The 19,907-nt window shown below is 58.1% G+C and carries 21 protein-coding genes; 15 read left to right on the top strand and 6 right to left on the bottom strand.

The genetic code is table 11. The annotated features are described in order from the left end of the window. Positions 1-142 precede the first annotated feature (142 nt). The 9 genes from NUW46_RS02020 to NUW46_RS01980 all read left to right on the top strand — a co-directional run bounded on the left by NUW46_RS02020 (position 143) and on the right by NUW46_RS01980 (position 7,537). Entirely contained in the window at positions 143-721 is a 579-nt protein-coding gene (locus NUW46_RS02020; RefSeq protein ID WP_069182754.1) for a DUF3305 domain-containing protein, read from the top strand. Next, positions 721-1,368, top strand: coding sequence for a DUF3306 domain-containing protein (locus NUW46_RS02015; RefSeq protein ID WP_418141269.1), 648 nt, complete (start codon positions 721-723; stop codon positions 1,366-1,368). Before NUW46_RS02020 ends, NUW46_RS02015 begins: the two co-directional genes overlap by 1 nt. Positions 1,369-1,477: 109 nt before the next feature. Beyond that, on the top strand, positions 1,478-2,089 hold the full coding sequence (locus tag NUW46_RS02010; protein WP_136629270.1) for a TorD/DmsD family molecular chaperone: 612 nt from the start codon (positions 1,478-1,480) through the stop codon (positions 2,087-2,089). Positions 2,090-2,129: 40 nt separating this feature from the next. Continuing rightward, a complete protein-coding gene (locus NUW46_RS02005; RefSeq protein WP_069182751.1) occupies positions 2,130-2,321 on the top strand; it encodes a twin-arginine translocation signal domain-containing protein in 192 nt (63 codons plus the stop codon). A gap of 91 nt (positions 2,322-2,412) precedes the next feature. Then, entirely contained in the window at positions 2,413-5,298 is a 2,886-nt protein-coding gene (locus NUW46_RS02000) for a formate dehydrogenase subunit alpha (RefSeq protein WP_222465988.1), read from the top strand. Positions 5,299-5,313: 15 nt separating this feature from the next. Next, positions 5,314-5,922 carry a formate dehydrogenase FDH3 subunit beta gene (fdh3B, locus tag NUW46_RS01995; protein WP_069182749.1) on the top strand — a complete coding sequence of 203 codons (609 nt, stop codon included), beginning with the start codon at positions 5,314-5,316 and terminating at the stop codon, positions 5,920-5,922. A gap of 88 nt (positions 5,923-6,010) precedes the next feature. Beyond that, entirely contained in the window at positions 6,011-7,183 is a 1,173-nt protein-coding gene (locus NUW46_RS01990; protein WP_418141268.1) for a formate dehydrogenase subunit gamma, read from the top strand. After that, positions 7,180-7,305 (top strand): hypothetical protein, encoded by a 126-nt coding sequence (locus NUW46_RS01985; RefSeq protein WP_264754179.1) that lies wholly within the window; start codon positions 7,180-7,182, stop codon positions 7,303-7,305. The genes NUW46_RS01990 and NUW46_RS01985 overlap by 4 nt, the downstream gene beginning before the upstream one ends. After that, on the top strand, positions 7,298-7,537 hold the full coding sequence (locus NUW46_RS01980; protein ID WP_153634349.1) for a sulfurtransferase TusA family protein: 240 nt from the start codon (positions 7,298-7,300) through the stop codon (positions 7,535-7,537). Before NUW46_RS01985 ends, NUW46_RS01980 begins: the two co-directional genes overlap by 8 nt. Before the next feature lie 46 nt (positions 7,538-7,583). On the opposite strand, the gene NUW46_RS01975 is transcribed toward NUW46_RS01980, so the two are convergent. Further along, the gene (locus NUW46_RS01975; RefSeq protein ID WP_228744415.1) at positions 7,584-8,138 is read right to left on the bottom strand and encodes a hypothetical protein; all 555 of its coding nucleotides are present in this window, start codon (positions 8,136-8,138) and stop codon (positions 7,584-7,586) included. A 255-nt stretch (positions 8,139-8,393) separates the two neighbouring features. On the opposite strand from NUW46_RS01975, the gene NUW46_RS01970 reads away from it, so the two are divergent. Genes NUW46_RS01970 through NUW46_RS01960 form a run of 3 tightly spaced genes read left to right on the top strand, consistent with a single transcriptional unit; the run spans position 8,394 to position 13,333 of the window. Further along, on the top strand, positions 8,394-9,968 hold the full coding sequence (locus NUW46_RS01970) for an NADH-quinone oxidoreductase subunit L (protein ID WP_418141267.1): 1,575 nt from the start codon (positions 8,394-8,396) through the stop codon (positions 9,966-9,968). Then, positions 9,968-12,337 (top strand): YbcC family protein, encoded by a 2,370-nt coding sequence (locus tag NUW46_RS01965; protein ID WP_418141266.1) that lies wholly within the window; start codon positions 9,968-9,970, stop codon positions 12,335-12,337. The genes NUW46_RS01970 and NUW46_RS01965 overlap by 1 nt, the downstream gene beginning before the upstream one ends. A gap of 6 nt (positions 12,338-12,343) precedes the next feature. After that, on the top strand, positions 12,344-13,333 hold the full coding sequence (locus tag NUW46_RS01960; protein ID WP_418141265.1) for an L-threonylcarbamoyladenylate synthase: 990 nt from the start codon (positions 12,344-12,346) through the stop codon (positions 13,331-13,333). On the opposite strand, the gene nei is transcribed toward NUW46_RS01960, so the two are convergent. After that, positions 13,330-14,172 (bottom strand): endonuclease VIII, encoded by an 843-nt coding sequence (gene nei / locus NUW46_RS01955; protein ID WP_418141264.1) that lies wholly within the window; start codon positions 14,170-14,172, stop codon positions 13,330-13,332. The genes NUW46_RS01960 and nei overlap by 4 nt on opposite strands. Positions 14,173-14,342: 170 nt before the next feature. Here nei and NUW46_RS01950 point away from each other — a divergent pair, with 170 nt between their 5' ends. Continuing rightward, positions 14,343-14,729: a hypothetical protein gene (locus NUW46_RS01950; RefSeq protein WP_418141263.1), complete on the top strand. Its 387-nt coding sequence runs from the start codon at positions 14,343-14,345 to the stop codon at positions 14,727-14,729. Between the two features lie 30 nt (positions 14,730-14,759). On the opposite strand, the gene NUW46_RS01945 is transcribed toward NUW46_RS01950, so the two are convergent. Beyond that, positions 14,760-15,047 carry a hypothetical protein gene (locus NUW46_RS01945; RefSeq protein WP_418141262.1) on the bottom strand — a complete coding sequence of 96 codons (288 nt, stop codon included), beginning with the start codon at positions 15,045-15,047 and terminating at the stop codon, positions 14,760-14,762. Positions 15,048-15,140: 93 nt separating this feature from the next. Continuing rightward, positions 15,141-15,788, bottom strand: a complete 648-nt coding sequence (locus tag NUW46_RS01940; RefSeq protein ID WP_069182736.1) for a hypothetical protein — start codon at positions 15,786-15,788, stop codon at positions 15,141-15,143. A gap of 131 nt (positions 15,789-15,919) precedes the next feature. On the opposite strand from NUW46_RS01940, the gene NUW46_RS01935 reads away from it, so the two are divergent. After that, positions 15,920-16,870 carry a hypothetical protein gene (locus tag NUW46_RS01935; RefSeq protein ID WP_418141261.1) on the top strand — a complete coding sequence of 317 codons (951 nt, stop codon included), beginning with the start codon at positions 15,920-15,922 and terminating at the stop codon, positions 16,868-16,870. A gap of 91 nt (positions 16,871-16,961) precedes the next feature. Further along, positions 16,962-17,282: a hypothetical protein gene (locus tag NUW46_RS01930; RefSeq protein ID WP_305965596.1), complete on the top strand. Its 321-nt coding sequence runs from the start codon at positions 16,962-16,964 to the stop codon at positions 17,280-17,282. A gap of 11 nt (positions 17,283-17,293) precedes the next feature. On the opposite strand, the gene NUW46_RS01925 is transcribed toward NUW46_RS01930, so the two are convergent. Together NUW46_RS01925 and NUW46_RS01920 are read right to left on the bottom strand one after the other, a co-directional pair. Beyond that, the gene (locus tag NUW46_RS01925; protein ID WP_418141260.1) at positions 17,294-19,096 is read right to left on the bottom strand and encodes an AMP-dependent synthetase/ligase; all 1,803 of its coding nucleotides are present in this window, start codon (positions 19,094-19,096) and stop codon (positions 17,294-17,296) included. Then, complete coding sequence (locus tag NUW46_RS01920) at positions 19,093-19,902, bottom strand: ABC transporter ATP-binding protein (RefSeq protein ID WP_418141259.1); 810 nt, start codon at positions 19,900-19,902, stop codon at positions 19,093-19,095. The genes NUW46_RS01925 and NUW46_RS01920 overlap by 4 nt, the downstream gene beginning before the upstream one ends. Between the last annotated feature and the right edge of the window lie 5 nt (positions 19,903-19,907).

Raw genomic sequence — 19,907 nt, 5'->3', positions numbered from 1 at the left:
CAGGAACTTTACTCTGTTCGTTGTTGTTATACGTATACGTACCAATCTCTCATTTCGAGCATGCCATAGCCATCTACTTTCGGACAATTGGATAATTGTTGGAGCCCTGCTAGCTTTTATCTATAACAAAAAGAGACACATCATGAGCAGTAGAACCGATCACTGGAAACGAGCATTGCAGGTGGGTGCCGTTGTTCGCCGATCGCCGGGGGTAACGCGGTGGGCGAAACACGTCTGGAAACCTGTTGCTGTCATCCCCGGGGCACCGGACGCCTTCTGGAAAGAACTGGTACGAGAGGGCGAGGTGGTCGATTACCACGCCGGCACGGTCACTATGGAGCTGTTCCGTGCCGATGTCGAAGGTTATCTCGTCTCCCTCAATATGAGCACGCCTTCCGTCTGGATCATCCTGGACCGTGACGTCACCGGCCAGTCGCCCTCAGGCTGGGCGGTCAGCACCGTTACGGCCAGCGCCCACGAGGCTCTGGACTCCCTGGACAGCGGCGAAAGCATTGTTGAAGCCGTCCCCATCCCGGAATCCCTGGCCGCCTGGATCAAGGAATTTGTCGACATGCATTACATCGAGGAGCCGTTCAAGAAACGGCGCCGGGATGAGGTGCGCGTGGACGCGGTGGAAGACGCCAAGGGTGATCCACGTATTCGGCAGGAAAGCGATGTATACCGGGCTCCCGCCAACATCAAGAAACCCAGGTTACAGTAATGGTTGAATCACGCTGGCAGCGCTGGGCGCGCAAAAAGGCCGAAGCCAACAGAGCGGTAGAACCTTTGCCGCCTCCGGAACCGGAGCAAGCCGAACCGGCCCCGGAGGAACAGGAACTCGCCATTAACGAGAGCCTGTCAGAACCGGAGCTTCTGGAGAAGTACGGACTGCCCGATCCGTCGTCCATTGAGAGCGGAACGGATATCACCGGATTCATGCGCAAGGAAATACCCGAGTTCCTGCGCCGAAAGGCCCTGAGAAGCCTCTGGAAATCCAATCCGGTGCTGGCTGTTCTCGATGGGCTGAATGACTACGACGAGGATTACACCCTGGCGTCGACGGCTGGGCAAACGGTGAAATCACTCTATCGGGTCGGCGAAGGGCTCGTGGATAAAGCCAAAAAGGCGGCGGATGTCATTGATGAACCTATGCAGTCGTTGGCTCAACCCTCCCCGGCCGATGCCGAATCCACGGTTACCGGGCAGGCGGAAGCTGACGGGCATGAGGATGAACAGGCAGCCATTGAGCAGGACGACCATACCCGGCAGGCGGAGCTGACCAACCGAGTGCCCGCACAACCGGAGAACAGCCAAGCAGAAGAGGTGCCGGAACCGCGATTCCGCCCTCGCATGCGTTTTGACTATTAGCAGAATGCATTTCACCTATTGGCGAAATAAACGTGGCTTACCCCACTATTCTTGTTTGTGTACTAAGATAGTGTGAGAGAGCGCACATAATAATTAGAAGGAAAACGACTTGACTGACACGGCCGAAATCCAGTGCCCGCGCTCAATCACTGACGAAGATAGAGCGCGGGCCCAAATCTATCAGCTGCTGGGCGTCCTGCTTGACCGACCACCCTCGGCGGAATTGCTGCAAGGTCTGTCCTCGTTGCAGGGGGACGACACACCTCTCGGCACCGCCTCGAAGAACCTGGCCAAGCTCGCAGAGCGCACCAACCCCTACGATCTCGAGCGGGAGTTCAATAACCTGTTTGTCGGCCTGGGCCGCGGTGAGCTCCTTCCCTATGCCAGCTATTACCTCACCGGCTTCCTGAACGAAAAACCCCTGGCCGAGCTCAGGAGTGATTTGAGGTCACGTGGTATTAAAGCCCGCAGCGACGTCAAGGAACCGGAAGACCACATCTGCACCCTGTGTGAAATCATGGCCGGGATTATCACCGGCGAATTTCCCTGTGACAGCGGTGTGGCCTCCCAGAAAGCCTTTTTTGATGCCCATTTAGCGAAGTGGGCAGAACTGTTTTTTACCGACTTGGAAGAAGCGCAAAGTGCCATCTTCTACGCGCCGGTGGGCTCGCTTGGCCGGGCCTTCATGGCAGTGGAAGCCGAAGCCTTTGCAATTCAGTAACCGGGACCGACAGGTTCCTTAACCCAGGGGGAGGTGTCCAATGGACAACCCGAAGCGTGAAAACAGCCGTCGCCATTTCCTGAAAATGGCCGCTTTCGCAGCTCCAGCTGCGGTGGCAGTGACGGTTGCACCGAACGCCGCAGCCGAGGTCGTCAGAACAGACGCGCCGAAAAGCCGCGGATTACGTGATACCGAACACACACGTAAATATTTCGAATCGGCTCGCTTTTAACGGTGGTCTGAGTTGATCAAGGTTGCGAAAGGCCCTTGAGAGACTGAGCTTTCCGGAAAAACGAGAATAATAAAAGAGAGAGGTATACGACATGTTAAGGAAGAAGACCAACGGGGTAGCGAAAGGCCCCCGTGCAGGCTCTTTGCTTTCTTCTCTCGCTGCGAAAACGCTGGATCGTCGTCAATTCCTGACAACGTCTGGGGTCGCAGTGGGTGGTCTGGCGGCACTGTCGCTGACATCGGGTCGGGTTGAAGCTGCAGCTCCAGCCACCGGTGGCGGTGAAGTGGTCGTCAAGAAATCAGTGTGTACGCATTGCTCGGTCGGCTGTACCGTCGAAGCGGAAGTACAGAACGGCGTCTGGACCGGCCAGGAACCCGGCTGGGACAGCCCCTTCAACATGGGCGCCCACTGCGCCAAGGGCGCATCCGTTCGGGAGCACGCTCACGGCGAGCGCCGTCTGAAGAGTCCCATGAAGCTGGTCAACGGCCAGTGGCAGAAGATTCCCTGGGACCAGGCCATCAACGAAATCGGCGACAAGATGCTGCAAATCCGTGAGGAGAGTGGTCCCGATTCCGTTTACTGGCTCGGCAGCGCCAAGTTCAACAACGAGCAGGCCTACCTGTTCCGGAAGTTTGCCGGCTATTGGGGCACCAACAACGTTGATCACCAGGCCCGTATCTGTCACTCGACCACGGTTGCCGGCGTAGCCAACACCTGGGGCTACGGCGCGATGACCAACTCCTACAACGACATCCACAAGTCCAAGGCGATCTTCATCATCGGGGGCAACCCCGCGGAAGCGCACCCGGTGTCGCTGTTGCATGTACTGAAGGCGAAGGAAGAAAACAACGCTCCGCTGATCGTCTGCGATCCGCGCTTCACCCGCACAGCAGCCCATGCCGACGAGTTCGTGCGTTTCCGTCCGGGCTCAGACGTTGCACTGGTGTGGGGTATTCTCTGGCACATCTTCGAGAACGGCTGGGAAGACAAAGAGTTCATCCGTACCCGTGTATACGGCATGGAGGACATCCGCGAGGAAGTGAAGCGCTGGAACCCCGAAGAAGTGGAGCGTGTTACCGGTGCGCCTGGCGCACAGCTTGAGCGTGTAGCTCGCACTCTCGCCAACAACCGGCCCGGCACTGTCATCTGGTGCATGGGTGGTACCCAGCACACCAACGGTAACAACAATACCCGCGCCTACTGCGTGCTGCAGCTGGCCCTCGGCAACATGGGCGTAGCAGGCGGCGGTACGAACATCTTCCGCGGCCACGACAACGTTCAGGGCGCTACCGACCTCGGCGTGCTCGCCGATACACTGCCGGGCTATTACGGACTGTCTGCTGGTTCCTGGGCCCACTGGGCTCGAGTCTGGGAAGAGGACCTCGACTGGCTGAAAGGCCGCTTTGCCGTTTGGGATAAAGACGGCAAGTCCCGGGCCATGATGAACGAGAAGGGCATTCCGGTCTCCCGCTGGATTGACGGTGTTCTGGAAGCCAAGGAAAACCTTGAGCAGCCGGATAACACCCGCGCCATGGTGCTGTGGGGCCACGCGCCCAACTCTCAGACCCGGATGACAGAAATGAAGGAAGCCATGGAGAAACTCGACCTGCTGGTCGTGGTTGACCCCTTCCCCACTGTCTCTGCGGTGCTGCATGATCGTAAGGAGGGCGCGTACCTGTTGCCCACCACGACCCAGTTCGAGACTTACGGCTCGGTAACCGCTTCCAACCGCTCACTTCAGTGGCGGGAGAAGGTGGTTGAACCGCTGTTCGACTCCAAGGTGGACCACGAGATCATGAAACTGTTTGCGGACAAGTTCGGCTTTACCGATCGCATGTTCCGCAACATCGCCATTGACGGAGACGAGCCGTCGATTGAAGACATCACCCGCGAATTCAACCGCGGCATGTGGACCATCGGCTATACCGGCCAGTCTCCGGAACGCCTCAAGAAGCACATGCAGTATCAGCATCACTTCGACAAGACCACACTGCGTGCCGTGGGTGGACCTTGCGATGGTGATTTCTACGGCATGCCGTGGCCGTGCTGGGGCACCCCCGAGATGAACCATCCGGGCACCGCCAACCTGTACGACATGTCCTTGCCAGTCTCCGAGGGCGGCCTGACGTTCCGGGCCCGTTTCGGTGTTGAACACAACGGCCAGAACATTCTGGCAGACGGTGTTTACTCCAAGAACTCGGAAATCAAGGATGGCTACCCCGAGTTCACCATGCAGATGCTGATGGACCTGGGCTGGGATGGTGACCTCACCGCCGAAGAGCGAGCCAGCATTGAAGCAGTGGCAGGCCCCTCCACCAACTGGAAAACCGACCTCTCCGGCGGCATCCAGCGAGTGGCCATCAAGCACGAGTGCGCGCCGTTCGGCAATGCCAAGGCCCGTGCCATCGTCTGGAACTTCCCGGACCCGGTACCGCTGCACCGCGAGCCCCTGTACACAAATCGTCGCGACCTCGTGGCCGACTACCCGACCTACGAAGACAAGACCTTCTGGCGGGTTCCGACCATGTATGAATCCATCCAGCAGAAGGACTTCAGCAAGGAGTTCCCGATCATCCTCACCTCCGGTCGTCTGGTTGAGTACGAGGGTGGTGGTGACGAAACCCGCTCGAACCCCTGGCTGGCGGAACTTCAGCAGGATATGTTCATCGAGATCAATCCGCGCGACGCCAACAATCTGAACGTTCGTGATGGCAGCGACGTTTGGGTACATGGCCCAGAAGGAGCCAAGATCAAGGTCAAGGCCATGGTCACAGAACGGGTCGGAGAAGGCGTGGCGTTCATGCCATTCCACTTCGGCGGTCATTATCAGGGCAAGGACCTGCGGGACAAGTATCCCAAGGGCGCCGACCCCATCGTTCTGGGCGAATCCACCAACACGGTTCAAACATACGGGTATGACTCGGTCACGCAGATGCAAGAGACCAAAGCGACCCTGTGTTCGATCATGCCGGCATAACAAGAGGTGTAGACCATGGCACTTGAAGGACAAGCAAGAGCAAAATTCCTTTGCGACGCCGAGCGCTGCATCGAATGTAATGCATGCGTAACGGCCTGTAAGAACGAGCACGAGGTTCCCTGGGGCATCAACCGTCGCCGCGTGGTAACCATCGAAGATGGCAAGCCGGGCGAACGTTCGATCTCGGTAGCATGCATGCACTGTTCAGACGCGCCTTGCATGGCTGTCTGTCCGGTGGACTGCTTCTACCAGACCGAAGACGGTGTCGTGCTCCACTCCAAGGACCTGTGTATCGGTTGTGGCTATTGCTTCTACGCATGCCCGTTCGGTGCGCCCCAGTTCCCGCAAGCGGGCAACTTTGGCAGCCGGGGCAAGATGGACAAGTGCACGTTCTGTGCAGGCGGTCCGGAAGAAGACAATTCCACTGTTGAGTTCCAGAAGTACGGTCGTAACCGTATTGCTGAGGGCAAACTGCCGATCTGTGCGGAAATGTGCTCAACCAAAGCCCTGTTGGCCGGTGACGGCGACGAGGTTGCGGATATCTATCGCCAGCGTATTGTGAACCGTGGTTTCGGTTCCGGTGCATGGGGATGGGGCACTGCTTACGAGAAGAAGGGTGCATAAACTGGCCTGACGGATTTGGGGCTCTTCGGAGCCCCGAATTCGGTTACGGCATAGATTTCTTCTTGCTGATTCCGCTGGAGTGCTCTAGATGAACAAAAAACTGATAGGCGTCGTCGCCCTGGTGCTAGCGACGCTGTTATTTAATCCTGCCTGGGCGCAGGACATTCCCGAACCGGAACGAAGCGCAACCGGTGGGGCTCAAACCCTCGAAGACATCCTGCGACGCCAAAAGCAGCTGGAAGTCGAAGACAGTTTTCGCTCCCAGAACCTCGGTAATCCGGAGAACGCACCCTCTGTCTCGGCGCCTTTGGGAACCCGGGGCGGCGTCTCCGATTCGGAGAACTGGCGGGCTATCCGCTACAACGAAATTGAGCCAACCACTCAGGTACGCGGCCCAGCCGCCGATGTGTTGATTCAGGACGGCGGCATGCCCTGGTGGAAGCTTCGGGAAGGCCCGATGATCACCTATGGCGGCGGCGCACTGCTCGCGATCATCGGCCTGCTGGTGGTGTTCTATTTCGTTCGCGGCAAAATCATGATTGATGGCGGGCCTGCAGGTACCACCATTGAGCGGTTCAAGGCTGTCGAGCGCTTTGGTCACTGGCTGCTGGCCGGCTCGTTCATCGCACTCGGCCTGACCGGGCTGATCACCCTGATGGGACGCAGCTTCCTGATTCCGGTTATGGGGCCGGACGCGTTTGCCACGTTGGCCGCAGGTTCCAAATGGCTGCATAACAACGTGGCCTGGGCATTCATGCTCGGCCTGGTGATGACCTTCGTGATGTGGGTTGCCCATAACATACCCAACAAACTCGATTGGCAGTGGATCAAGGCTGGCGGCGGTATCTTTACCAAAGGCCACCCTTCCGCCAAGAAGTTCAATGCCGGCCAGAAGATCATTTTCTGGACGGTGATGATTCTCGGCGTCTCGGTATCCCTGTCAGGTCTGTCACTGCTGTTTCCGTTCCAGATGCCGATGTTTGCCGACACATTCGCGGTGATCAACAGCATTCTGGGAACCAGCTTCCCGACCGATCTGGCACCCCATGAAGAGATGCAATACGCGAACATCTGGCATTCGATTGTAGCGTTTGTGATGATGCTGGCCATCATTGCCCATATCTACATCGGCTCTGTCGGTATGGAAGGCGCGTTCGACGCCATGGGCAACGGGCAGGTTGATCTCGAGTGGGCTCGCCAGCACCACGACCTGTGGGTAGCTGAAGTTGAGGCCAAACAAGGCAAAGGAGGATCATCGTGAAGGTCATGATTTCCGCGTTTGTCGCAGCTCTGCTGATTGCTACGGCGGCACCGCTGGTGCTTAACCAGTTTGGCTGGTCGTCGGCCGCACAAACCAGCGCCGAGAGCGTTCGCCTTGACTGATCAGTCTGAGGTATACCAGATCGACGCCGTCGGTCTGGTATGCCCCCTTCCCGTCCTGCGCTTCAAAAAACGGGTCAAAGACCTGCCCAGCGGTACACAGGTAGATTTTCTGGCGGACGACCCCACCGGCCGCAAAGACCTGCAAGCCCTGTGTGAGATCACTGGCCACCGGATTGAGTGGACTCGGGAAGAAAGCCACGGCGTTACCCGCTATCGAATTCGCCTCGCCTGATGGCCGATTTCGGAAGACACCTCAAGCTCGTAGAAAGAACGCATCTTTAATGGCCCCCACGGGGATGTTTGCGGGCCTCCAGATTCCCCAGCGACATCTGCACATCACGCTCGGACAGTTCTGGCAACTCTTCAAAATCTGACACCTGGGGAAAATCCGCATCAATGATGGTCGCGAGGGTGGTGTCTATGCAGAGGGTATCCGCTATGGCCTGATGACAACCGGGCATCAGGATTGCCCTGATCTCGCCGATTTCCCTGGTCCCCGTTTCCACATCGCCAGAGCGACTGGCGCTGATCACGGTGAGCTGCTCCCCCCAATTTACAGTCCGCCCGTCAACAGCCCTCGCTTCGATTGCCTTGCAGGCTGTCAGCGTTGCTTCAAGGAGCGTCCGGAAATTCGCAGATTCGGCCAGCCGCTCAGCTTTCTCGCGAGCGCTCCGCTGGTTGTCAGATAGCAGTAGGATGTATGGCGTATTATCCACGAACACACCCCAGTATTCGGTCATCATGGCTTCGGGCGTGGGATGGTATAGCCCGGCCGTCAATGTGGAGTGCTTTTTCCTTCGAGCCAGGAATGCCCCCTTGTTTTCACGATCCACTTCTTTTGCCTCGGTCTTTTCCGGTTGTCACTGCTAAAACGCCTTTTCGAGGAACGGCGACCGGGTTACTGCCGCCAACCCCCTGTGGCTGTCTCTTTTAACGAGGCCAAAAGATGGTGTTTGAAGAAAGGTTTTACAAACCACAGACCAATTGTTCTTTAATTTAGAACGCTTCGATCGGATATATATATTTTTGTTCACATAAAAACTTTCGGATACTACGCGTACACACACGTTTGATTCCGAGGCCCTCACATGTTCGACGTTCAGGCGATCGAATCCTTGTTCTACCTGCTGGTCCCGCTGCTTTACGGCGCCGGGGCCGTGGCGACGGGGTTTGCAACCAAACCGAACAACCTTCTCGTACGATCGCTGACCTTCAAACTTGCCTTCGTTTCCGCTGTGGCCGCCGCCATTACAAGTTGGTTGTGGCCCGTAGCTGGCGTCTGGTTCAGCCACGGGCCACTGGCCTCTATCATGTTGTTGCTGATCACTCTGCTGGGAATGGTGCTGGGGCGTTTCTCGGAACGGTATCTTGCGGGGGATCCGGGCCAGCGCAGCTTTATGGTCTGGCTGCAGGTGATCCTTGCCAGTGTTGCCTTCATCGCGATCACCAACCATTTGCTGGTGTTCCTCATCAGCTGGATCGCCATCAGCATCAGCCTGCATCAGTTGTTGATGTTTTTCCCCGATCGTCCGCGTGCAGCCCTCGCCGCCCACAAGAAGTTCATTTTTGCGCGCATTGCAGAGCTCTGCCTGGGCGCGGGGTTCCTGCTGCTTTATGTTCAGTACGACACGCCGTTCATTGATCGAATCCTTGCACAGGTTTCAGCGTCACCAGAATTGCCCGTAGCAGCGCACGCTGCCGCGATGCTGATGGCGGCGGCGGCCCTCTTCAAATGCGCGCAAATGCCATTCCACGGTTGGTTGATCCAGGTGGTTGAATCGCCCACGCCGGTCTCCGCCCTGCTTCACGCTGGCGTTGTGAACCTGGGTGGTTTCCTGATGATTCTGATGGCGCCTCTGATTGTCCAGGCAAGCGCTGCCCAATGGCTTTTGCTGTTGGTAGCGGGACCCACGGCGGTCTTTGCCAGCCTTGTCATGATGACGCGCATTTCCATCAAGGTGAAACTGGCCTGGTCCACTTGCGCCCAGATGGGCTGGATGCTGGTTGAATGCGCTCTGGGTCTATACGAGCTGGCACTCCTGCACCTGGTGGCCCATTCCGCCTACAAAGCCCACACCTTCCTCAATGCCGGCAACACGGTTGAGTTGTCGATGAAGAAACGACTCGTTGCGATCAACGAGCCCGGGCCGCGGCAGTGGCTAACAGCTGCTTCTTTTGCGGCCCTGTTCATGCTGCCGACGATTTTCCTGGCCAACGAGTCAGCGCCGGCGGATCTGTTTTCATGGGTCGTGCCGGGCATCGCGTTGACGATTCTGCTTTCAGAGTTCCTGTCTGCATCAGGCGGCGTTCTTACCCTTGGCAGGGGCTTACTCCTTGGAGTGGTTTTCTGGGCGTTGTACTGGCTGCAGAAAACCTTCTTTGGTCTGGTGCTGACACCACCCGATAGTCAGGCGGGCCTGGAAGCCGTGGGGTTTGTCGCTGTTCTTATCGCTCTGCTCGTGCGCGGCTATTACCAGATCCGCTATCACCGGTTCACATCCGTAGGCGCCAGGCTCTACCGATTTCTGTTTGCCGCGGGCTACCTTGACGAGTGGTCCACACGCCTGACCCTGAAAATCTGGCCAGCAAAACTGCCTGATGTGGTGCGTCCCAGGGCCATGGTCAGCGTTTCTTCAACTTCCGGTTCCAGGGAGTCTGCATAATGCAAGCAAGGCAACTCGATCCATCGATTGAACAGAACAGACAGACACCGGAGTGGCAGGCAGCTGTCTTGGATGCCTGCCGTCGAATCGCACCGTCCTGGCCCCTGGATCAGATGATCGCGGTCAACCCGTTCTGGGAAATGCGGGACTTGCCCTTTTCCAGAGTCGCCTCTCGTATGGCGGCACTCAATGGCACCTGCTGCCAGAATCAGGCGGCACTTGAGCATCAGGGTAATGGTGTAGTCGCCGCCGAGACCGCCAGCATGCCGGAGCACTGGCAGAACCTCAGCGCGCAACTGGATCGCAACCGCGATACCGCTCATCACGTGGGTTGGCAGGATGAGGTTGTACACCAGATCAGCCAGTTCTGCGGCGACTACTTCCAGCGCCTCGATACGGGAGATTTCAAAGCGGATGCCCAGGATCTGTATCACAGCTGGCTGGAGATGACCCGCGCGGACCGTGGCATTGCCATTGTTATGGAAGAGCCATCCCTGCCTTCCCAATTTCAGGTTCTGCCCAATGATCATGAAAAACTGATCACCGACGCGTTCAACGCTCTCGCGGCGCAACCCTCCTACACTGCCGATTATGCCCACGCGCTACTGTTGGATATCAACGGGTGGTCATCCTGGGCCGCTTACCTGCGCTGGCAAGCCCGGCTGCGTGGCAGCGAGGAGGACCTTCTCCCGGGCCTTCTGGCAATCCGGCTGGCCTGGGAGCTGGCCATCTGGCGGCATGTCCAGCACGTTGGCGGCGCCATCTTCGCTGAGCTGAAACGGGACTGGCTGAAACAGTGGGACGCCTGGCCGGAAATGCAGGAAATCCATGAGCAGTCTCAAACCACAGGTTGGCACCAGCTGAGAGAAGCGGAGGCCGCCTATCAGTTACAGCTGGCTGACAAGCTTCTGTCAAAGCCGGAAAAACCGTTGCCGGGCGACGAGCCCCTCAAACTGCAGGCCGCATTCTGCATTGATGTTCGCTCGGAGGTCTTTCGCCGTGCACTGGAAGCCCAGGACCCTGCGATCCAGACACTCGGGTTCGCCGGTTTCTTCGGGCTGCCGATTTCGTATCGCCCCAAGGGCACTGAATTTTCCCGGCCCCAACTGCCGGGACTGCTGGCACCCGCGCTTGAAGTCACAGAGGCCGAATCCTCCGGCCGCTTCAGCCAGCAATCGTTGGCTAACCATACCCACTGGTCACAGTTTTCCAACGCGGGTCCGGCCAGTTTCAGCTTTATAGAAAGTATGGGGCTGGCAGGTCTGGGGCGTATGGTTCGCAAGACCTTTTTTGGCAAGTCATCGGCCAAGCCCGTGGACCAGCTCCATAAAGGACATACCAACTTCGAGATCCGCCAGAATGGCACCCTGTTGGGAGCTAAAGAGAAAGCGGAACTGGCTGGCGGTATCCTCAGGGCCATGACCCTGACCGACCGGTTTGCCCCCACAGTATTGCTGGTCGGGCACGGCAGCAGCACCCGCAACAACCCCCACGCCGCCGGCCTGGACTGCGGCGCCTGCGGCGGCCAGACCGGCTCGGTGAATGTTCGTGTGCTTGCCGACATGCTGAACGACAAGGACGTACGTGCGGCCCTGGCGGAACAGGGTCTCTCGATTCCTCCCGAAACCCGCTTCGTGGGAGCACTGCATAACACCACTACCGACGAGGTCGAGTGCGCCGGTGAGGTTCCCGACGACATCCGGAAATTCCTGGCCAAGGCCGGAGCCCAGGCCCGTCGCGAACGCGCCGTTCGTCTGGGTGTCGCAAGCGACAACGACGTGGACAGCGCCATCAGAAAACGCAGCCAGGACTGGTCCGAAGTACGCCCGGAATGGGGCCTGGCCGGCAACGCCAGCTTTATCGTGGCGCCTCGCTCGGCCACCCGGCACCTGGATCTGGGTGGACGCAGCTTCCTGCACGATTACCGCTGGCAGAACGATGAAGGGTTCAAGATTCTTGAGCTGATCATGACCGCGCCCATGGTGGTCACCCACTGGATCAACCTGCAGTACTTCATGTCGGTCACCGACAACCTGCATTACGGCAGCGGCAATAAAGTGCTGCACAACGTGGTTGGCGGTCACCTGGGTGTGTTTGAAGGCAACGGTGGTGATCTGCGCATCGGTTTGCCGCTGCAGTCCGTACACGATGGCGAACGCTGGATTCACGAACCCCTGCGCTTGAGCGTGTATCTGGCCGCACCGAAAGAAGCCATTGCCGAGATTGCCCAGAAGCACCAGGTCGTTCAGGACCTCATCGACAACGACTGGCTGTATCTGTTCCGGATTGACGATGAGCAAACCTCGATCGAGCGTTTTTACAAGAATCAATGGCAAGCCATTGCGGTCAGCCCGACCAGCAACCCGTGAGACCCTATGCCCGAAACCATCAAACTAGACGCAACACAAACGACTGACATCGAGAAAGCCGCCTCGCTGCTGCTTGCCGGCCACCTCGTGGCTATGCCAACCGAAACTGTGTATGGACTGGCGGCCGATGCCAGCAACGAACAGGCGGTCAGAAAAGTGTTTGAGGCAAAGCAGCGCCCTGTCGGACATCCGCTGATCGTGCACGTAGCCTCGCCCGAACGCATCAGATACTGGGTCGATCGGGTGCCAGAGGCGGCCGAAAAGCTGATCAACACCTTCTGGCCAGGGCCGCTCACGTTGCTACTTCCAAAGAAAAGCAACGTCAGCGATTTCATCACCGGCGGCAATCCCGGCGTGGCGGTCAGGATGCCGGCGCACCCGGCCACGGTGGCAACCATGGAGAAGCTTGGTCGGGATCTGGTAGCCCCATCCGCCAATCCCTATGGCCGGATCAGTCCGACTACCGCAGAGCACGTGCTCGGGGGGTTATCCGGGAAAATCGCGGCGGTTCTGGATGGTGGCGACTGTTCGGTGGGCATTGAATCCACCATTGTCGACCTGACCGGCGAAACCCCGGTCATCGCGCGACCGGGGCAGATCGGCCAGAGCGACATCGAAGCCTGCCTCGGAATCACACTGGCACCAGGCAAAGGCGCCAGCCAGGTGGTACCGGGAAGCGTAAAGCGCCACTACCAGCCGGTCACGCCCACCGTTGGCGTAGCAACGGATCAATTCGCGCGGCACCTGCCAGCAATCACACCGTCGGGCGAGAGGGTTGGCGTGATCTGGTGGCAGTCAGCCCCGGGCGAGTTGGCCTCCGAGTCCATCATGCTCAGCGCCGATCCGAACGAGTACGCCCGCATGCTCTACACCGCGATGCACTCAATGGACCAGGCGAATGTCGATCGAATCGTGATCGAGCTCCCGCCCAGGGAAAGCCGGTGGCTGGCCGTCCACGATCGGCTGGGACGGGCCTGTACCGAGCAATTCGTTTAAGCGGGCACGCTCTGGCACTCAGGGCAGTAATATAGCCGCCGGCTGGCCATCATGGTTTTTCCGAGGGGCGATGAGCAATCGTGACAGCGTTGGCCATCGCGGTTAAAGACCATGTGCCGGCGCTGTCCGAACGTCCATCCTTCCTGTTTTAGCCGCTCTGCCCGCTCGGGCGAATTGGTGACGCCCTTCAACCGGTAGGTCCGCTGCACCAGTGTCAAAATGGCCTCGGCCAATCTCACCTGCTGATCGACATCAAGATCGCGAGGCCGGGCCTTCGGTGAGATACGAGCCTCAAAGAGAATTTCGGAGCGCAGATAATTACCAATACCGGCAACGAAGCCCTGATCCAGAAGCAAGCCACCCAGGTTGCGGCCCCGGAAACGCCTGTCGTCAAACACCGCCAGAAGCTGATCGACACTGACATCCTGATTCAGAGGGTCTGGCCCCAGTCGTGACAGATAGGGCACCTCACTTAATTCGTCGGGCCGAACCAGCTGGATATCGGACGCACTGTATAACCGGGCGGCTTTCTTCGAACCTATAATCGCAAATCTCAGTTGCCGATTGGTACTCGGCTCCCGATCGGGTTTGCCCATGCGCCACTTGCCATACAGCTGGTTATGGCTGTAAACGCACCATGGGCCGTCTTCATCCGTGGCCTCAAAGAACACCAACACGGCTTTACTTCGCGCTTCCACCCTCTCGACTCTGCGCCCCCGAAGGGTGCCCTCGAAAGGTTTCAGGTGTTCAAAGGCAAAAAATACCGATTGCGCTGTCTTGCCGCCAACGGCCTTGTGAATGTCATCCACCATGCGCCGTATTTCAGGACCCTCGGGCATACTCGTCTCCGCTGCTGACCGGTCTGTGTGCATCACAGGTGAGCTTAACCGTACGTTGAGACCGGCGATTCAGAGTTGCCTGGTCACAAAGTTTTGCCCGGGTCGAGGTAAGCCCTTTGCCCATCCTGCTCGTAGGTTCTGGTGTATTTAACGCACGAACAAGGTGAGGCATGAAGGACACCAGGCTGGCATTACTGATCGCAGCGATCCTGATTGTGTTGGCGGCGGTGACACGGGAGGACCCGGCTGCTTCGGAAAGCTGGGCCTCGACTCAGGTGGTACCCCTGGCATTTGCCGAAAAGCGCGGAGCCGATCAGTGGCCACCCTCGCAGAAAGAACGCTTTCTGAGCGACCCGAAGAACCAGATCAGATTGAGTCAGCCTGACAGTGTTCTGCGGAACGGACGTGGTCCCGGCGAGTGGCTGCCGACATCCGGTCAATGCGATTACATGGGCAGGTTTATGGCGGTGATGGAACGTTACCAGCTCCACCACCGGGAGTCCCAATGGCGGGACTGGCAGACGAAACGGCAGCGCTGCTATACCCAGTTCCAGTAAAAGCAGCCCGGCGTTCCGCAGAGGGGCGGCCTAGCGTTTATCGCCAGGCCCAACCAGATCGGAGAGCTGCTGGCGCAGGCTGTCGATGTTGTCTTCACCGCTCTGCTTGAGCTCATCCAGTTTTTTGCGGCCATCCGAGATCTTGTTCTCTACCGAGCGCAGCGCGTCCGATGCACTCTGCTGGATATCGGCGCTCGCCTTCTCGTTTTCGGCTTCGGCTTCCTTCGCTTTCGCCTTGGCCTTCAGGGAATCGGCTTGCTTTTCCCATTCCTCCAGCTGCGTTTCCGCCTTTCTGATCAGTTCGTCTTTCAATGACATGTAATGCCTCCTTTGCTTCGTTGGCGAGTGTCACGGCACATCCTCAAGAAATAGAACCGGAAACGCAAGCGGCCCCATCCGCCTCTGCCTGACTCAATGCGACTGTGAAGATTGATCCGAGCTGTCAGATTCAGAGCTCCCTTTGCATTCTGGCCGAAGCTCCTCTTCAACCCAGCGCCTGACCTGATGTCGGTCTTTCCGGCGCACCAGTTGTTCACTGTGGATATTGCGCGGAAAAATCTCGGGCCGACCTTCATGGCTGAGGGTAAAACTCCGCCGCACCCCAACCGGATACTTTGTGGGCCCGTGAATCACCGCGGCCCGGATCTCAACACCGGTGATGTCCTCGAACAGGTAATCGCTGTCACTTTCTTCGCTGCGTCGCCCCAGGATGATGTTCCTGAACGAGCCCAGCACCAGATACCCACCGGGCTGTAACGGGCCCTGGCGCAACACCTGGTGCACGTTCGCATCGTCCGCGCCGACCCGACGATACTCGGTGACCGTCATGACCTTCTCTTCACCCGCACGGGTGTGGAGGACCACCTGAACGCACTGCACGTGCACCGTTTCCTTACCCATGTTCACCAGCAGACACAGGGCATCCGGGTTTTCATTCTGGGCATGGTGAATCACAAGGTAGGGACGGTTGTTCCGTTTGTATTGCAGAAAAAACAGCTGGAAGTAAACAATCCAGACAATTGCCATGATGGCGCTGCTGACAGGAGCGATGTAGTCCATCTATCTGTTCTCCCTCGTCCATATCAATCACTACGCTAGCTCGCTTTACCTGATTATTACACCCCGTTGACGGAGCCTCCACGAAAACCCTGCGATCATTCTGGACAACAGGATCGTTTCGGGAGTCTCTTATGACAACCAGTAAAGCCACGCTGGTATTCAGTGTTCTTGTGCTGACGTTGACCGGTTGCAAGGTCACTACCTCTGACAGTCTCCATTACCCGGATTCCGATGGCTTCGTATCCGGGCTCTTCTATGACGCACGGGATACCGGCCGGCACTACCCCACGAGCTCCTGGGCACTGGGCAGAGACACTGAGGCCTGTCGGAACGAACCTCTGTATTTCGAAACCCACAGCGGCCGGGTGCGGGTCTATGGCTCACCGGCCTACAGCGAGACCTCGTTCCGGGCTGCCGCGTCGGAGCTTGAACGTCGGATCGACGGTGTGCTGAGTCGGTTCCAGTTGCGTTGGCCCGATTTTATCGAGGACCGCAGCGCGGCAATTCCCTATCCCAGACAGGTCATCGGCTGCCTCAGCCCAGAGGTGCCACACACTGAGTTTGTGTCGGCCTCAATGGCCGCCGTGGCGTTCAACCCGTATCACGGTCAGTGGCCCCATAAGACCGGCCAGTTTGTTGCCCACGAGCTGGCCCATTTCGTCCAGGAAAACCTGTCCCGGTATGATGCGGGTTACAGCCTTTTGCCCTACTGGTTCGCGGAGGGACAGGCCGTCGTTGCAGCAGGGGAGACCGTTGCTCCGGTGTATCAGCACTATGACTACGACCCCCTCTGGGATATCACCGCCGCCGACGCTGCAAACACACCGTATCGCTTCGAGCATTACGCACTGGCGTACCGGTACCTGGAAAAAGCCAACGGGGCCCTGGCGATGACGGTATTGCTGGAAATGGTTCAGTTGCTGGACTGGGACGGCGGTTTCTACGGCGAGGTCAGCACCGGAGAGTCCCGGGCCTTTGTGGAAGCGTTCAATTCTGCAGGTTTGGTGGACCACCGAAATAACTATCTGAGTTTCCAACGATTTCGAAGCGACTATCACGACCTTCTGAACAGCAGTTATTAAGCAACCGGGCCGTGAACTGGATTAAATTTGCCCAATCGGGGATAATTTGGCCCGTTTTTTAACCAGCTGAGTCGTTTGGTAGTCTCTGGTCATGACCATTTTAAGTGTTGTTCAGTTAATCATCTTTTCTGTTCTATTGCTCAACACCGTGCACCTGATGCCGGCTTTCGGCCGTTTGCTCAAGGGCGCACAATCGGCGTTTCAGTCCGGGTACCTTTGCGCCATGCTCACCCTGCGTCTGGCCCGCAATATCCTGGGCCTGATCCTGGTAACCGCCAGCACCGCACCCAACCCTGAAATCCATGCCCTGGTCCCCAAGGGCATCCTGCTGTTCCTGGTTCTGGCGGTACTCAATGCCGCCATGACCCAGTACATGGAACGCATCCGGGTGGAAGAAGGCGCCCGTTTCTAGGCTCCTTCCCATCAGGCGTAAAGCGACTCGATCACCTCGGTGTATTTCTCGTAGATATTGCTGCGGCGGACTTTCATGGTGGCCGTCACTTCATCGTCGTCGTGGTCCAACTCCTTGGTCAGCAAATGGAACCGCTTGATCTGCGCCACCTGCGGTAGCTGCTCGTTGCCCTTGTTCACCTCGGCCTGTATGAGTTCATTCACCTGTGGCTGTTCGGTCAGGCTCCGGAAGGTGGTGTAGGCAATTCTCTCCTGCTCTGCCCACTTGGCCACCGTATCGAAATCAATCTGGATCAGCGCAGACACGTACTTTCTGGCCTCACCGATCACAATGCATTCCTTGATGTAGGGGCTGGCCTTGATGGTGTTCTCGATTTCCGTCGGTGACAGGTTCTTGCCGCCAGCCGTGATCATGATGTCTTTCAGGCGGTCGACAATCTTGAGCTGGCCATCCCGCCATTCACCTACGTCGCCGGTGTGCAGCCAGCCGTCTTTCAGGGTTGAGGCGGTGGCCTCGTCGTTCTTGTAATAGCCTTTGAACATGCTGCCACCACGCATGATGATCTCGTTGTGTTCTCCGAGCTTTACCTCTACCCCGGACACAGCGACACCCACCGTTCCCAAGCGCACGTCATCAACGGGTTGCGCCGTGGCAACGCCGGTGCTCTCCGTCTGGCCATAAACCTCTACCAGGGGAATGCCGATGGTCCGGAAGAACTCCAGTATGCCGGTTGATATAGGAGCCGCCCCGGTGAGAGCAATGCTGCATCGGCGCAGGCCGATAAAATTCTGCAAGGCGCGCAACACCAGCCAGTAGCTGATGCCGTACAGGCATTTCTCCTTCAGGTTCCACGCCGAGCGAGGCTTGGTGGCCATGGGTGAACAGACCCGAATCGCCCAGTTGAACAATGCCTGCCGCAATCGTCCTGTCTCCTGAATCTTGATGTAGATGGACGAGTGCAGTTTCTCCCAGATCCTCGGCACGCCCAGGAAAAAGGTCGGGGCTATCTCACGCAGATCCTCCTGAATGGTCCGCAGACTCTCACCAAAGCTGACCGTACTGCCCACATAAACCGGTGCGATGTTGGTAAAGGCCTGTTCGGCCACATGGCAGAGGGGCAGGTAAGAGAGTGTGGACCCATGTTCATCGGCCTGTAAAAGCTTGATGAGCCCCGGCGCCGCGGCGTGCAGATTGTGCCAACTGATCATCGCCCCTTTCGGTCGACCGGTGGATCCGGATGTATAGATCATCAGGGCGGTGTCATCCATTTGCTGGCTGTCCAGCAGTTCATCCACCAACCCGGGATGTTGCTTTTCGAATTCCCGGCCCCTGGCCTCGATATCCTCGAACGCTGCCGGCGGCTCCGGGTAGTAGCGCAGGCCTTTCATATCGATGGCAATGCAGTGCTTCAGTTTGGGAAGTTCTGGCCAGGCTTCCAGCACCTTGTCAGTCTGTTCCTGGTCTTCGCAGATCACGAACTCCGCGTCGCTGTGCTCAAGAACATAGGCCACCTCGTTCCAGGGACTGGTGGGATAGACCCCGACACAGATGCCCTGCACCAGGCCGATGCCCATCTGGCCGATGACCCACTCCACCCGGTTTTCCGAGATAATGGCCACATGGCCGCCAGGCTCAAGCCCCATGGCACGAAGCCCCAGCCCGAAGTGCCGTGCCCGCCGGTAATAGTCCTGCCAGGAATAGGCCTGCCAGATACCGAAGTCCTTCTGGCGCAGGGCCAGGGCGTCCGGGCGCTCCCGGGCATGGGCCCGCAGCATCTGGGTCAGCGTCAGGTCAGGGATGGAAGGCATTGTCATGACAGCCACCGTTTACGGCGTTTGTAGTGCTTGATGTCTCGATAACTGCGGGCCTCACCTTCCTTGCCACCCACACCCAGATAGAATTCCTGAACATCTTCATTGGCCGTGAGTTTGTCCGCCGGGCCGTCGATCACGATCTTGCCGTTTTCCATGATGTAACCGTAGGATGCGATCGCCAATGACACCGCGGCGTTCTGTTCCACCAGAAGGATGGCAGTGCCCTGCTCCCGGTTGATTCTGGCCACGATGGTAAAGATCTCTTCCACCAGCAGCGGCGCCAGACCAAGCGAGGGCTCATCCAGCATGATCAGGTCCGGCTGTGCAATCAGCGCCCGACCCAGGGCCAGCATCTGCTGCTCGCCGCCTGAGAGATAACCGGCCAGCTGCTTACGGCGCTCCTTCAGTCTCGGGAAATAGTTATAAACCAACTCGTAGCTGTCACTCAGGGAAGGCTTACTGCCACTGAGCGCGTAGGTGGCGGCGATGAGATTTTCCTCCACCGTGAGGTCCTCGAACACTCGTCGACCCTCCATGACATGGAAGAGCCCGTCGCGCACAAGCCGCTCCGGCGGAACGCCTTTTACATCCTTACTCCTGAAGCGTACTTCGCCGGCCGTGACCTCCCCGTCTTCCAGGGTCAGCAGCCCCGAGACGCTTTTGAGGGTGGTGGATTTACCAGCACCATTGGAGCCGAGGAGCGCCACAATGGCCCCCTCCGGCACCCGCAGTGACAGGCCCCGGAGGACCTGCACTGACTTGTTGTAGACCACCTCGATATTATCGATTTCCAGTAAGGCTTCCATACAGC

The organism is Marinobacter sp. MA (genome assembly GCF_048298425.1).
GTDB classification, from domain to species: domain Bacteria; phylum Pseudomonadota; class Gammaproteobacteria; order Pseudomonadales; family Oleiphilaceae; genus Marinobacter; species Marinobacter salsuginis.
The sequence above is the reverse complement of the archived record's forward strand: the minus strand, read 5'-3'. Positions and strand labels throughout refer to the sequence as shown.